Origin of the sequence: Mesorhizobium sp. LSJC285A00, assembly GCF_000503155.1 — a bacterium.
Lineage (GTDB): Bacteria > Pseudomonadota > Alphaproteobacteria > Rhizobiales > Rhizobiaceae > Mesorhizobium.
On the sequence record NZ_AYVK01000001.1, the window covers coordinates 185,799 to 200,260 of the forward strand.

Below are 14,462 nucleotides of genomic sequence, written 5' to 3' on the forward strand. Positions count from 1 at the left end.
CTTACTCCTGCGGCCGGCCGGGTTCGAAATATTTGCCGGGGAATTCAATGCCCATATTGCGCAGGTCCTCGAGGAAACGCGGGCGAATGCCGGTCGCCTCGTAGTGACCGAGGATCTTGCCGTCGGCTTCCATGCCGGTGCGCACGAAGCGGAATATCTCCTGCATCTGGATGACGTCGCCTTCCATGCCGGTCACCTCGGCGACGCTGGTCACCTTGCGCTTGCCGTCCGACAGTCGCGTCAGCTGGACGATAAGGTCGAGCGCGCTGGCGATCTGGCTGCGGATCGACTGCACCGTCATCGGCATGCCGGTCATGCCCAGCATCTGCTCGAGGCGCGAAATGGCGTCGCGCGGCGTGTTGGCGTGGATGGTCGCCATCGAGCCTTCATGGCCGGTGTTCATCGCCTGCAGCATGTCGAAGGCCTCCTCGCCGCGGCACTCGCCGAGGATGACGCGGTCAGGGCGCATGCGCAGCGCGTTCTTGACCAGGTCGCGCTGCTTCAGCTCGCCATGACCTTCGATGTTGGCGGGGCGCGTTTCCATGCGCGCGACATGCGGCTGCTGCAGCTGCAGTTCGGCCGCGTCCTCGATGGTGATCAACCGTTCGTCTTCCGGAATGAAGGCTGACAATGCGTTGAGCATCGTCGTCTTGCCGGTGCCGGTGCCGCCCGAGATGATGGTCGTCTTGCGGGCGTGGACTGCCGCCGCCAGCACCTCGGCCATATTCTGGGTGATGGCGCCGAACTCGACCAGCTTGTGCAGGCCGAGCTTGTTCTTGGAAAACTTGCGGATCGATACCAGCGGCCCGTCGACGGCGACCGGGCGAATGGCGGCGTTGAAGCGCGAGCCGTCGAGCATGCGGGCATCGACCATCGGCTGCGATTCGTCGACCCGGCGGCCGACGGCGGCGACGATCTTGTTGACGATGCGCAACAGGTGCGCCTCGTCCTTGAACGGGATATGGACCTGCTGCAGCTTGCCCCGTTTTTCGACGAAGCAGTTCTGGTGGCCGTTGATCAGGATGTCATTGATGTCGGGGTCCTTGAGCAGCGGTTCCAGCGGGCCGAGGCCGACCATCTCATCGACGATGTCATCGACCAGCGCTTCAAGTTCGACGGTGTTGATCGCCATACGCTCCTGGCGGGTCTTTTCCGACACGAACTCCTGCACCTGCCGGCGCATCTCATCCTTGGGCAGGCGCTCCAGCGCGACCAGGTTGATTTCCTCGAGCAGCAGCCGGTGGATGCGCACGCGGGCATCGAGCACCTTGTTGGCGCTTTTTCCCGGTGTTGTCTCCGGCTTCGGCGGCAAGGCCTTGCGGTTCGTCGGGATGACCACGGCGTGATGCGCGACCGGCGCCGCCTCGGCCGGCTTCAGCGCGCGGACGTCACGGTTCTGCAGGGTCGAGAAGCGGCTGGTCATCCGGCTTTCCTCTTCAGGAGGCCCCTGCCGATGCCGAACAGCGAGCGCGATTTCTCCGGCGTCACCACGGCTTCTTCCGGCAGGATGATCCTCTTCAGATCGTTGACGACATTGGCGTTCGGGTCGATCTCATGCAGCGGCACGCCGCGGTCGACCGCTTCACGCACAAGCCGGTAATTGTTGGAGATGCCGCCGACGAAATGCTCGCCGAGGATTTCCTGGACATCCGCCTGCTTTATGCCGTTGTCGAACATCTTCTGCTCGAAACGGTTGACGATCACGTTCGGCTTCACTTCCTTGCCTGCCGTCTCGTAGACCGCCTGGATCAGCCGCTGCGTATGGCGCAGGCACGGCACCGTCATTTCGGCGACGATGTAAAGCTTGTTGGAGCCGAGCAGCACCGTTTCCGTCCACGGAAACCAGGTGCGCGGCATGTCGATGACGACGTTGTCGAAATAGGCCGAAACGAGATCGAGCATGCGCACCACGACATCGGTCTTGAACGAGCGCATTTCCGACGGATGCGTTGGCGCCGCCAGCACGCAGAGCCCGCTCGCATGCTTGGACAGCATCACATCCAGCAGCTGACGGTCGAGGCGCTCGGGCTGGTTCTCGATTTCGGTGATGTCGAAGCGCGGCTCGAGGTCGAGATATTCGGCGCAGGCGCCTTGCTGGAAATTGAGGTCGACCACGCAGGTCGACGCGCCGCGCGTCACCGAATGATGCAGCTGGAAGGCGGTCTGCAGCGCCAGCGTCGTGGTGCCGACGCCGCCGGCGGCCGGCATGAAGGTATAGATCTGCGACTCGGTGTTTTCCTCGCGCCCCGGCCCTTGCAGCGCGCGCACGACCGACCGCACCAGATCGGCGGTGGTGATCGGCTTGACCAGGAAATCGGCGACCTGGAGCTGCACCAGGATACGCACTGCGGCTGCGTTGAATTCCTGGGTGACGACGACCACCGGAACGCGGCCTTCAAGCCGGCGCATGATGCGCTGCAGCGACTCGATCTCTTCCAGCTTTGCCGCATCCATGTCGACGATGAGCGCGCCGAAATCGGCTTCCTGGACCTCGCCGCGCAGTTCGGTAATGTTCTTCTCGACGGTCGAAAGCTGGATCACCTCCGAGGCCGCGAACGCGGTGCGCGTATCCTGCGCAAAGGTCCGGTCGCTGGACACCAGCAGGATCTTCTTGGTCTTGATGCCGCTTGCCATTTTGTCAGCCTGTCAGGTCATTCCCGGTCAAATCACCGGGCAAATCAATCGGTTGTCGCTGTCGGTTGCACGGCCTTGGCAGCAGCAGCCTGGTCGGCGGCGTTGACCGCCGCCTCACTGCGCTGCGCCGGCACCAGCAGCCTGGTGTTCTGGACGCCGTATTTCCAGGGATCGACCATCTGCATGGCCGTATTGGCGGCCTGTGCGTTGCCGGCGGCAATCGTCGGTCCCTCGGAGCGGACATAGTCATCGCTGGTGCAGCCGCCGGCGAGGCCGGCGATCAGCAGGGCGATGCATGATTCCACGCGCATGGCTTCAATCCTTCGGCAGGTCGAGGAAATGCCCGACGGTGGTGACCGCGGCCGGCTGTGCCGTACTGCCGCTGGCCATTGCCACTGCACGATTGGCTTCGGACGATTTCACTTCCTCGGTGTTGTTGAGGAAATAGTCGACATTGCTGGCCGGCTGCGTGCCGTCGGTCGGCTCGAGCAGCTTCTTCGACGGATCGACCGGCTTGACCAGATAGGGGGTGACGATGATCACCAGATCGGTCTCGCGCCGCTGATAGGATTTGGAGGAGAACAGCGAGCCGAGCACCGGCAGCTTGCCGAGGCCGGGGAGACGCGACGTGGTGATGTCGTTCTGTGACTGCAGCAGGCCGGCGATCATGAAGCTCTGGCCGTTCTTCAGGTCGACCGATGTTTTGGCGCGGCGCACGATAAAGCCCGGCACCGAGATATTGCCGATATTATAGGAGGCCGAAGCATCGATCGAGGACACTTCCGGCGCTATGTCGAGGCTCACCAGCCCGTCCTTGAGAACCGTCGGCGTGAAGTCGAGGCTGACGCCGTATTTCTTGTAGCTGACGGAAATCTTGCCATTGTCCTCGGAGACCGGGATCGGGAACTCGCCGCCGGCGAGGAAGCTTGCCGTCTGGCCCGAGCGGGCGATCAGGTTCGGCTCGGCCAGCCGCCTGGCAAGACCACGTTCCTCCAGCGCCTTGATGGCGACGTCGATCGACAGGCCGTTGGACAGCAGCCGGCCGATGATCTCGCCATTGCCGGCTCCCGGCACCGAGCCCGGCTCGATGGTGACGTCGCGCCCGCCAATGCCGTAAGCAAAATTGGCGCTGTATTTGGCGCCGAGATCCTGTCCGGCCTGGCGATTGATCTCGACGAAGCGGACGTTGAGCTGAACCTGCTGCGAGGACGAGATGTTGACCGAATTGATCACTTCTTCATTGCCGGAGAAGCGGCTGGCGATCTTGCTTGCCTTCTCGGCGGCGACCGCGTCATCGGCCTCGCCCGACAGCACGACGCGGCCATTGGCCGAGCCGACCTTGATCTTGGCGTCCGGCACGCTGGCGCGAATGGTGCTGGCCAGCTGGTCGGTGTCCAGCGTCACCTCGATGTCGACGGTGCCGACCAACTGCTTGTTCTCGTCGAACAGCGCGATGCCGGTGGTGCCGAGATTGTTGCCCAGCACATAGAAGGATTTGTCGGTCAGCGGATTGACGTTGGCGATCTCCGGATCGCCGATGACGATCTGGTAGAAGGCGGCATTGGTCATGACCGTCTTCGGCTTGCCCTTGGCTACCTTGATCGACGCATTCGTTGTCGACGAGACANAGGCGGCATTGGTCATGACCGTCTTCGGCTTGCCCTTGGCTACCTTGATCGACGCATTCGTTGTCGACGAGACATGGACGATATCGTTGTCGGCCTTGGCTGGCGCACTGAGGCCGAGCATTGCGGCCGCGGCCAGGCAAGCCCCCACCGCAAGCGCCCGCATTGGGCGCAGCCCTTTCGTAGTTCGAAATGCATGAAGTCCCGACATCTGTCCCGTCCCTCGCCCGGTCCCCACCGGCAGTTATTGCTGGTCCCGCGCAGGAACCTGGTATTCTTCGACCTGCGTGCCGCGCGTCACGATGATCGTCTTGAATTTCGGCTTCTCAGGCTCCTTGGTCGCGGCAGTGAACAGCGCGCCGGCAGCGGCCTGGACGCCGGAGGCGACCGATCCGCCGAAGGACGAGATGGTGGTGACGCCGTCCTTGGCGGCCCCTCCGTCTGCGGCCGAGCGGAGCGACAGCGACAAGGTGCCGACGGTGCGGGCAAGCGCCACTTTCTGCGCGCCTTCGGTCGTCACCTCGATGGTGACGGAATTGGCGATCTGCGGTGTGGTCTGGCGCTCGTCGGCGCCCTGCCCCACGGTCAGCACCTTGGCGTCGGAGACGACGATCTCGGAGGTAACGGTCGATCCGGCAGCGCCCTGCGCGTTCTTGGCCACTTCCTGGATTTCGCCCGCATCGCGTGTCAGCACCACGTCGACCCGGTCGCCCGGCATGACGAAGCCGCCGACACCGGCGATCTCGTCGGTGCGGATTGTCACCGCCCGCATGCCGGGCGTCATCATGTTGGATAGCGTCGCGCGGCCGTTCGGCCCCGACAATTTGCTGATCAGCACCGGCTCGTTGATCTCGATCGGCGACAATACCACGCGGCTGCCTTCGGCGAGCAATGCATTGACTGTGGTGAACGCGCCCTGCGGCACCGAATCCTCGGACCATGGGATTTCGCTGAGCTGCGCCCGGTCAAGCTCCATGCCGTAACGCAGCGGCGCGTTGGCCACCACGATGGTCTTGAAGACGATCTTGGGGACGGCGGGCGCCGGGATCGACGCCGTTTTCTCTTCGGCATCGGCCTTGGCCTGGCTTTTCACCCAGAAATCCGCGGCAAAGATTGAAATCGCGCCGAAGACGGCAGCGATGCCAATCATCGTTATGGCCTTGCCCCTCACAACCAACCCCTGACATTCGTGGTCTTTTGTTTTGTTGAGGCGACGCTAGGCCGCTTTGTTAAAGATTCAGGAATCGCGCCCGCTCCGCACGGACCTATTTCCGCCGGCTTGGTTATCGAAAGGTTTTAGGATAAGAAGGGTTTAATCCCCGAACGTAACAGGAACTTCCGTCGCTTGGCGCCGAAAAGCGTGGCAGTATCGACGGGTGATTCGCGGCACCGGATTCTATGGCAGGCATGGACGACAACAACGATCTTTTCGGCAATCTGGAAAAGCAGCCCCAATCGGCTCGGACACCGGCGCGGCCGGCCGACCCGCTGCTGCAGGCCACGAAACGTTCCGTTGCGACCAAGGACGGCAGCGAGGGCTATAGTGCCGCCGACATCGAGGTGCTGGAGGGGCTGGAGCCGGTGCGGCGCCGTCCCGGCATGTATATTGGCGGCACCGACGACAAGGCGATGCACCATCTGTTTGCCGAGGTCATCGATAATTCGATGGACGAGGCGGTCGCCGGCCATGCCACCTTCATCGATGTCGAGCTGTCGGCCGACGGGTTTCTGACCGTCACCGACAATGGCCGCGGCATTCCGGTCGATCCGCATCCGAAATTCAAGAAACCGGCGCTCGAAGTCATCATGACGACGCTGCATTCGGGCGGCAAGTTCGATAGCAAGGTCTATGAGACCTCCGGCGGTCTGCACGGTGTCGGCGTCTCGGTCGTCAATGCGCTGTCGGACCATCTCGAAGTCGAGGTCGCGCGCGGTCGCCAGCTTTACCGCCAAAGGTTCTCGCGCGGCGTTCCGGTGAGCGGGCTGGAGCAGCTCGGCGAAGTGCACAACCGGCGCGGCACCAAAATCCGCTTCCATCCCGACGAGCAGATTTTCGGCAAGGGCGCCGCCTTCGAGCCGGCGCGGCTCTATCGCATGACCCGCTCGAAAGCCTATCTGTTCGGCGGCGTCGAGATCCGCTGGAGCTGCGACCCATCGCTGATCAAGGAAAAGGACCAGACGCCGGCCAAGGCGGAGTTCCATTTCCCCGGCGGCTTGAAGGACTATCTCAAGGCATCGCTCGGCGATGATTTCCAGGTGACCCGCGAAATCTTCGCCGGCAAGAGCGAGAAGCAGGGCGGCCACGGTTCGCTGGAATGGGCGGTGACCTGGTTCGGCGGTGACGGCTTCGTCAACTCCTACTGCAACACAATCCCGACCGGCGAAGGCGGCACGCATGAGGCCGGCTTTCGCAATGTGCTGACGCGCGGGCTTCGGGCCTATGCCGACCTGGTCGGCAACAAGCGCGCCTCGATCGTCACCTCCGAAGACGTGATGATCTCGGCGGCAGGCATGCTATCGGTGTTTATTCGCGAGCCGGAATTCGTCGGCCAGACCAAGGACAGGCTGGCAACGATCGAAGCCATTCGCATTGTCGAGACCGCCATCCGCGATCCCTTCGACCACTGGCTGGCCGACAATCCGCAGGAAGCCTCCAAGCTGCTGGAATGGGTGATTGCGCGCGCCGACGAGCGGGTGCGCCGGCGCCAGGAAAAGGAAGTGTCGCGCAAGAGCGCGGTGCGCAAGCTGCGCCTTCCCGGCAAGCTCGCCGACTGCACGCAGAATGCCGCCGCGGGCGCCGAACTGTTCATCGTCGAAGGCGACTCGGCCGGCGGCTCGGCCAAGCAGGCGCGCGACCGTGCGAGCCAGGCGGTGCTGCCGCTGCGCGGAAAAATCCTCAACGTCGCCAGCGCCGGCAACGACAAGCTCGCCGCCAATCAGCAGATTTCGGACCTGATTCAGGCGCTCGGTTGCGGCACGCGCTCGAAATACCGCGACGAGGATTTGCGCTACGACCGCGTGATCATCATGACCGACGCCGACGTCGACGGCGCTCACATAGCCTCGCTGCTGATCACCTTCTTCTACCAGGAAATGCCGAACCTGGTGAATGGCGGCCATCTCTATCTGGCGGTGCCGCCGCTCTATTCGATCCGGCAAGGCGGCAAGGTTGCCTATGCCAGGGACGATGCGCACAAGGACGAGCTGTTGCGCACCGAATTCACCGGCCGCGCCAAGGTCGAGATCGGCCGTTTCAAGGGCTTGGGCGAAATGATGGCCGCGCAGCTCAAGGAAACCACCATGGACCCGAGGAAGCGCACGCTGCTCCGGGTCGATGTCATCGACGCCGTGGCGGCGACCAAGGATGCTGTCGACGCGCTGATGGGCACCAAGCCGGAAGCCCGCTTCCGCTTCATCCAGGAACGCGCCGAATTCGCCGCGACGGAAGTGCTGGATATCTGAGCGCCGGCCGACTCTTCGTTTTGACGCAGTTCCGGGCGGAAAACCGTTTCAAACTTTTCCTGGAACTGCTCTAGCCTGCACTTCCGATACGGAGACCAGCTTGTGATCCGGGCGCGGCTGAAGAGCTACTTCGAAACCAGTTTGGCGGGCCTGACGCAGCCGACGCGCTCGGATTGGATTTTCGCCCTGCGCACGGTTTCGGCCGGTCTGATCGCGCTTCTCGCTGCTTACGCGTTGAAACTCCACCACCCGCAATGGGCGATGATGACGGTCTTCATCGTCGCCCAGCCGGTCGCCGGCATAGTGCTGGCGAAAGGTTTTTACCGGCTGCTCGGCACGCTGGCCGGTGGACTTGCGGCGATCGGCATCACCTCGGTTTTCGGCACCAATCCCTGGCTGCTGGTCACGGCGCTATCCGTCTGGATTGGGCTGTGCACGCTGGTTTCGTCGCTGCTGCGCAATCCGGAAGCCTATGGCGCCGCACTTGCCGGCTATACCGCGATGATCATTGGGCTGCCGGCTTTCGGCCAGCCGCACGTGGTCGTCGATCTCGCTGTCGCGCGCTGCGCCGAGATCGTGCTCGGCATCGTCTGCGCCGGCCTGACCAGCCGGCTGATCCTGCCCAAGCTGGCCGCTGACGCCATCATCTCCAGGCTGAAGCGCAGCATCCTCGACCTTGCAACCTATGCAGGCGGCGCTTTTTCCGGTGGCGACCCGGCGACGCTGGCCGGCCTGCACCGCAAGCTGATCACCGACGCCCAGATGCTGGCCGAGATGCGCGCCTATGCCCGGCTCGAAGCACCGAGCTTCGCCACCCGCGCCCATCCGGTCCGCCTAACCATCGGTCAGCTTCTCTCGGCGCTGTCGGCGGCGCGCGCGCTGCATTCGCATGCCGCGCCGAAAAACGCAGCGCTCATTCCGGTACGCTCCGAACTGCAGTCGTTGGTCAGCGAGCTGGCAGCGACGCCCGAGGCGCTGGACGACACGTCGCCCTGGGTGACGCGGCTCGACGCGATTGCCGGCAAGGCCCGGCAAATGCCCGACGCCTCGACCGATCAGGGCGACGACAGGGTCGGCACCATAACCCGCCTCACCATCGCCGCCGATTTCGCCGAAGCCTTCAAGCAGGTGCTGCGCGGCCTCGACGCCCTGCGCGCACCGGTGACGGGCCCCAGCCGGAGCAACAGGCAGCCGCCTGCGCTGGTGGTGCACCGCGATTATCCCGGGGCTTCGCGCAATGCCATACGCGCCGGCCTTGCCACGTTGGCGGTCGCCGCCTTCTGGCTGACGACGAAATGGTCCGACGCGGCCGGCACCGTCATCCTCGTTGCCGTCGTCTCCAGTCTTTTCGCCGCGCGGCCTGACCCGGTGCGGGTGTCCTGGGGCTTCTTCAAGGGAACGCTGCTGGCTTTGCCCTTTGCCTTCCTTGTCGGCCAGGTCGCGCTGCCTGCCCTGCCCGGCTTCGGCTGGTTCACGCTGTTTGTCGTGCCGATCCTGGTACCGACGGCGCTGGGCATGGCCAATCCACGCACCGTCGGCGTGGCGACGGCGTTTGCAATCAATTTCCTCGCCTTCCTCAGCCCGCATCAGGCGATGACCTATGCCCCAGGCCCGTTCTTCGCCGGCTCGGCGTCGGTGCTGGTCGGCATCCTGCTGGCCATCGGCGTCTTCATCGTGGTGCTGCCGGTCGATCCATGGCGCGCGGCCAACCGCATCGTGCGCGCCATGCGCGAGGATCTGGCGCGGCTGTGTCTGCACGAGCGGGTACCGCGGCGTTCGGCCTTCGAGAGCCTGGCCTATGACCGCATCAACCAGCTGATGCCGCTCTTGCAGAATGCCGGCAGGAAAGGCGATGCGATCCTGGGCGGCGGGGTCGCCGCCGTTACCGTCGGCCTCGAAATCCTGCGCCTGCGCGCCGCGCAGCAGAGGCCGTCCACTCCTACCGACACCGCGCTCTCGATCGCCAATTTCCTGCGCGGCCTCGCGCGTGAACTGCTCTTTCGCGCAACCGGCGATCCACAGACAGCAACTGTCACTGTGGCCCGGCAATATGCAGCCAGCCTTTCAGAGCGCAGCGGCGGTGCGGATATGCTGCAGATCGCAGCCTCGCTGCGCATCATCGCCGCCGCGATCGAGGATTTCCCGGATTTCTTCACCAGGGATCGTGGCTAGGGCGTCAGGCCGCGGCTATCGCCAGCGCATGCCCGCGCGCGTTTTCCCGCAGCGCGTCGAGATGGATCGACTTGACCAGGCCGGCGAGATCGCCCTCAGTGGATTGACCTCCGAGTTCCTTCAGCATCAGCCAGCTGACTTCCTGCACGCCGGCGAGGCGCTTGCCGTTGGCGACTTCGCGCCAGATCTTGAGCGCGCGCAGCATGATGCCATGGGTGGAAGCGGCAAGGCCGGCGCTGCGGAACAGCGCCTGCAACGCAACGTCCTGGCCGCCGGCGAGCAAGGCCCGCACCCGCTGCTCCGACTGCTGGCTGAGCGCAACCAGGGCCGAGCCGAAAAAGTCGACCTTGCCGTGGGCAATGGCACGGATGATGAAACTTGCGGTCAGGTCGCCGCGCAGGCGCAGATGTTCGATAAGTGCCGCATGTTCCTCCGCGCGCGTGCCTTCGACCAGCCGCACCGAAGCCTTGACGCAAGCATCGCGCGTGACGCGCTCGGCTCTGGCCGCCCCCATCAGCGCCATCACCAGCGGCGAAGCCTTCAGCGTTTCGCCGAGCTTGACCAGTAGCATGTGCCGGCAGTCGGCCGGCAGCCGCACATCCGTGACCATTGCCTCGCGCAAATGAGCGATATGGCCATGCCGCTCGGCCATGCGGCGGAAGCTGAGCGACGCGATATCGGCGCCGTCATTGGCGAGCAGCGCCGCACACGCTTCCGGTTCGCCGATCTCGGCGATTGCCGCGGCAACCGCCATCGAAACGACCGGCCGGTCGGCGATCAGTTTTTGCGTCGCCTTGTGCCCGGCCGCGACGCGGTCGATCAGGTCGGCGTCCGTCAGCAGCGGGGAGCGCGCCAGCACCAGGGCTGCCACTTCCGGCTGATCGGAGGCAAGCGCGCTGATGATCTGCAGCGGCGCGTGATGGCTCATCGACAGCGCTTCGGCCATAGCCAGCCGCACCTTCGACGAGGCGTCGTCGAGCAGCAGCGTCAGCGCCGCTTCGGCCGCGCAACGGTCTTCGAAAGGCAGGTCGGAATTGACGTAGGCGCGGGCCAGCGCGCTCGCCGCCGCGGCGCGCTCCGAAACTCTCGCGGTGTAGATCCATTTGAGAAAATGCGAGACAACCATACTGCCTGCTACGCCCCTTGCCGGAAAGCTTCCGGCCCCAGGAATGACCCTAGGCAGAAATGGTTTACGAACGGTTCACCATGTTTATTAACTGGCTTGCGGGTGGCATGGGCAGCGCCTATCAACCGTCAGGCAGCGGAGGAGAAAAACGATGCCCGGGCTTTATCTCGAAGAGTTCGTCGTCGGACATGTCTTTCGGCACACGCTGCGCAAGACCGTCACCGAAAGCGATAACATGCTGTTCTCGGTGATGACGCTGAACCCGCAGCCGCTGCACATCGACTTCGACTTCGCCGCCAAGAGCGAATGGGGCAGACCGCTGGTCAATTCGCTGTTCACGCTCGGCCTGATGATCGGCATTTCCGTCAATGACATCACCGTCGGCACCACAATTGCCAATCTCGGCATGAAGGAGACGGTGTTTCCGCACCCGGTCTTCCACGGCGACACCATCCGTGTCGAAACGACGGTGCTCTCAGTCAGGGACTCGAAATCGAAGCCGGACCGCGGCATCGTCGAGTTCGAGCATCACGCCTACAATCAGAACGATGTCCTCGTTGCCAAATGCACGCGCCAGGCGATGATGATGAAAAAGGCGGCCTGATGCGCTCGCTGCTGTTTGTGCCCGGGGATTCCAAAAAGAAACTTGAGAAGGGTTTTGGCGCCGGCGCCGACGTGGTCATCGTCGACCTTGAGGATTCCGTGGCGCCACAAAACAAGCCGTCGGCACGCGACATCGCAGCACGCTTTATTGCCGGCAACAGGCAGCAGACAAGCTCCGCCATCTATATCAGAGTCAACGACCTATCGACCGGGTTGACCGACGATGATCTGGCCGCCCTGGTTCCGGTCAAACCCGACGGTATCATGCTGCCGAAGTCGAACAGCGGCCAGGATGTCCAGCAGCTATCCGTAAAGCTCCGCGTACATGAGGCCGAAAACGGATTGCCGGATGGCGCGATCAAGATCCTGCCGATCATTACCGAGACCGCTGCTGGGTTGCTGGCCGCCGCGACCTATGCCGGGGCAAGCGCCCGGCTTGCCGGCCTCACCTGGGGTGCCGAAGATCTGTCCGCGGCGATCGGTGCGCGGGCTGCGCGCGACGACAACGGTCGATACACCGATGTCTTCCGCCTTGCCCGCACCATGACCATCCTCGCCGCCGGCGCAGCCGAAGTCGCGGCGATCGACACGGTCTTCCCTGCCTTTCGCGACATGGCCGCCTTCGAAGCCGAATGCACGGAGGCCGAGCGTGACGGCTTTACCGGCAAGATGGCAATCCATCCGGCGCAAGTGCCGGTCATCAACGCCGCCTTCACGCCATCGGCGGAGGCAGTGCAACGCTCGCAGGCCATCGTCGCGGCCTTCGAGGCGGCCGGAAATCCCGGCGTGGTCGGCATTGACGGCAAGATGTATGACCGGCCGCATCTCAGGCTCGCCGAACGGCTTCTGGCTCGCGCCAAGGCAGTCCGGGTTTAGTCCCGCGCCAGCACGATGACCCGGTCCTCAGGCAGGTAGGCCAGCGCTTGCGACTTCAACGGGTTGACGGTGACGCCGCCCAGAGCCCGCTCATCACTCTGCGCAGCGCGAACGCGCCTATGTCCGATGGCGATCTCGCCGCGCAGCCGCGCCGATTCCGCGATCGTCCAGAACGTCACCGGCTGATCGGTGGCGACATAGTGGCCGACCGGACGCATGTAGATTTCGGAGCCCTCCTCGTCGAGCAGGTCATCGAAGATCGCGGCGAGATGCTGGTTCTCCGATGCCTGCGCCAGCATCAGGCTGACCAGCCGGTTGCTGACGACGAAGTCATCGGCCTTGGTCACCGCCGCCAACTCGCGGTTGCGCACGTCGATCATTTCGCTGACAATCGAGATATGCGTGCCGGCATCGTCTGCGATTTTGCGCAAATGCAGCAGCGTCACCAGCGTGCGCGTATCGGCGGGCTGCGCTGCCATGGTCTCGCTGTAGCCGAGGACGAGCACGTGGTCGTAGGAAGGCACGTCCAGGCTTGCCAGTGCTGTGCTGCTCGACGTGTCGGTGATCCGGCAGGAAACCGACAGATTGTCGCCGACGACCGGCAGCCCGGCAACTTCCTGCTCGAGGCCTGGCGTATCGGCGGCGATGGTCAGGATCGAACCAGGCGCGACATAGCGCGACAGTTCATAGGTTATGATCGGACCGCGCCGGTTCCAGCCAAGGATCAGCGTGCACTCCGGCTTCGCCTCGATGGGCTGATGGCGAAGAATCGCCGCGGCATCGATCTTGGCTCCGGCGCTTCCCAGCTTGATGGCGGCATCGTCCTCGGCAATGATGATGGCGCGCATGTCCTTGCCGATTACCAGCTCCGACGGCGGGTTGAGATTGACGCGCCCCTGCTGGTCGCAGAGCCCGATCAGCGTGCAATGCTCATACGCCATCACTGCCTCGCCGAAGGTCTTGCCGGTGAGATCAGGCTGCTCGGTGGTGTAGATTTCGCAGCCGTCGAAATCGAGCAGCTCCGAATAGACGCCGCTGAGACCCGACTGCCGGCTCGAATGCACGACGATGCGCGAGATCAGCTGGTCGGCCAGGACAAGCTGTACCTCGGCCCCGCCGACGACGCGGGCGACCTCGGCGTTCTTTCCGTCGCGGATCTCGGCGGCGATGTTATAGGGCGCCGTGCGCCGGTTCGGGTCGTTGGCCAGCGCCAGCACCGTCTTGATCACCTGCGAATCCGGATCGTCGCCGTCCGGCGACAGCACGATGATCGAGCGCGAGGTCTGCGGGTTGACGATGGCCAGATCGTAGAGGTCGGTCGGGTCGCCGCTGCGGCAGATGATGCGTGTATTGCCCAGTCTGCCGACTTTGGCGGCGATCTCGTCCTCCATCGCCACCTTGTCCATATTGGCCATGACGACAATGCGCGGATGGCGGCGGCTGGCATTGGCAATGACGAGTTCGGAGATGACGTCGAAGATCGACGGCGACCAGTTGAGGATGATGGTGTGGTCGCTCTCCAGCACCCGCGAACGGCCCTTGCGCAATTCATCGAGCTTGCTGTCGACGCCGGCGCTGAGCACGCCGATGAGGGCCGACACGACGAAAATTCCGGCGAGCGTGACAAAGAGCATGACGAGACGAAAGGCCCAGCCGGTGTCGCCGCCCATCGTGCCGGAATCGAGCGTGCGCATCAGCGATTCCCAGAATGCTTCGAAGAAGTTCAGTGGTTCGCCGCCCTCCGGCGCGATGCGGGTCACCGCAAGAAAAGCCGCGGCGGCGATGATGATCAGCAGCGAAGCGACGGCGAGCCAGCCGATCAGCGCGATCGGCCCGGCCGCCATGCTCTTGTCAAACCCATAGCGCAGCCGGGTTCGCAGCGAGTCTCGTTTCTTCATGTCGCCGGCGACCCCCAAAAAAATCCCCATGGTCGATGCGCCAACCCCCAACGCATCGCCGAAGCC

11 protein-coding genes are annotated in these 14,462 nt (G+C 63.9%); 4 read left to right on the forward strand and 7 right to left on the reverse strand.

What is annotated here, in order from left to right:
- Position 1: 1 nt before the first annotated feature.
- The 5 genes from X726_RS165685 to cpaB form a co-directional block, all read right to left on the reverse strand.
- Entirely contained in the window at positions 2-1,423 is a 1,422-nt protein-coding gene (locus X726_RS165685; protein WP_023667600.1) for a CpaF family protein, read from the reverse strand.
- Positions 1,420-2,634, reverse strand: coding sequence for a response regulator (locus tag X726_RS165680; RefSeq protein ID WP_023667601.1), 1,215 nt, complete (start codon positions 2,632-2,634; stop codon positions 1,420-1,422). Before X726_RS165680 ends, X726_RS165685 begins: the two co-directional genes overlap by 4 nt.
- A gap of 44 nt (positions 2,635-2,678) precedes the next feature.
- On the reverse strand, positions 2,679-2,945 hold the full coding sequence (locus tag X726_RS165675; RefSeq protein ID WP_023667602.1) for a hypothetical protein: 267 nt from the start codon (positions 2,943-2,945) through the stop codon (positions 2,679-2,681).
- Positions 2,946-2,949: 4 nt separating this feature from the next.
- Positions 2,950-4,425 (reverse strand): type II and III secretion system protein family protein, encoded by a 1,476-nt coding sequence (locus X726_RS165670; RefSeq protein WP_031214502.1) that lies wholly within the window; start codon positions 4,423-4,425, stop codon positions 2,950-2,952.
- 78 nt (positions 4,426-4,503) lie between these two features.
- The gene (gene cpaB / locus X726_RS165665) at positions 4,504-5,409 is read right to left on the reverse strand and encodes a Flp pilus assembly protein CpaB (RefSeq protein WP_023667604.1); all 906 of its coding nucleotides are present in this window, start codon (positions 5,407-5,409) and stop codon (positions 4,504-4,506) included.
- 257 nt (positions 5,410-5,666) lie between these two features.
- Between cpaB and parE the strand changes: the two genes are divergently transcribed.
- Together parE and X726_RS165655 are read left to right on the forward strand one after the other, a co-directional pair.
- Positions 5,667-7,721: a DNA topoisomerase IV subunit B gene (gene parE / locus X726_RS165660; protein ID WP_023667605.1), complete on the forward strand. Its 2,055-nt coding sequence runs from the start codon at positions 5,667-5,669 to the stop codon at positions 7,719-7,721.
- A gap of 102 nt (positions 7,722-7,823) precedes the next feature.
- Positions 7,824-9,893, forward strand: coding sequence for an FUSC family protein (locus X726_RS165655; RefSeq protein WP_023667606.1), 2,070 nt, complete (start codon positions 7,824-7,826; stop codon positions 9,891-9,893).
- Positions 9,894-9,897: 4 nt separating this feature from the next.
- Here X726_RS165655 and X726_RS165650 read toward each other — a convergent pair whose 3' ends face one another.
- Complete coding sequence (locus X726_RS165650) at positions 9,898-11,019, reverse strand: DUF2336 domain-containing protein (RefSeq protein WP_023667607.1); 1,122 nt, start codon at positions 11,017-11,019, stop codon at positions 9,898-9,900.
- 151 nt (positions 11,020-11,170) lie between these two features.
- Between X726_RS165650 and X726_RS165645 the strand changes: the two genes are divergently transcribed.
- Positions 11,171-11,623: a MaoC family dehydratase gene (locus tag X726_RS165645; protein ID WP_023667608.1), complete on the forward strand. Its 453-nt coding sequence runs from the start codon at positions 11,171-11,173 to the stop codon at positions 11,621-11,623.
- A complete protein-coding gene (locus X726_RS165640; RefSeq protein WP_023667609.1) occupies positions 11,623-12,498 on the forward strand; it encodes a CoA ester lyase in 876 nt (291 codons plus the stop codon). The genes X726_RS165645 and X726_RS165640 overlap by 1 nt, the downstream gene beginning before the upstream one ends.
- Here X726_RS165640 and X726_RS165635 read toward each other — a convergent pair.
- A complete protein-coding gene (locus X726_RS165635) occupies positions 12,495-14,396 on the reverse strand; it encodes a hypothetical protein (protein ID WP_023667610.1) in 1,902 nt (633 codons plus the stop codon). The two genes, X726_RS165640 and X726_RS165635, sit on opposite strands and share 4 nt — an antisense overlap.
- Positions 14,397-14,462 lie beyond the last annotated feature (66 nt).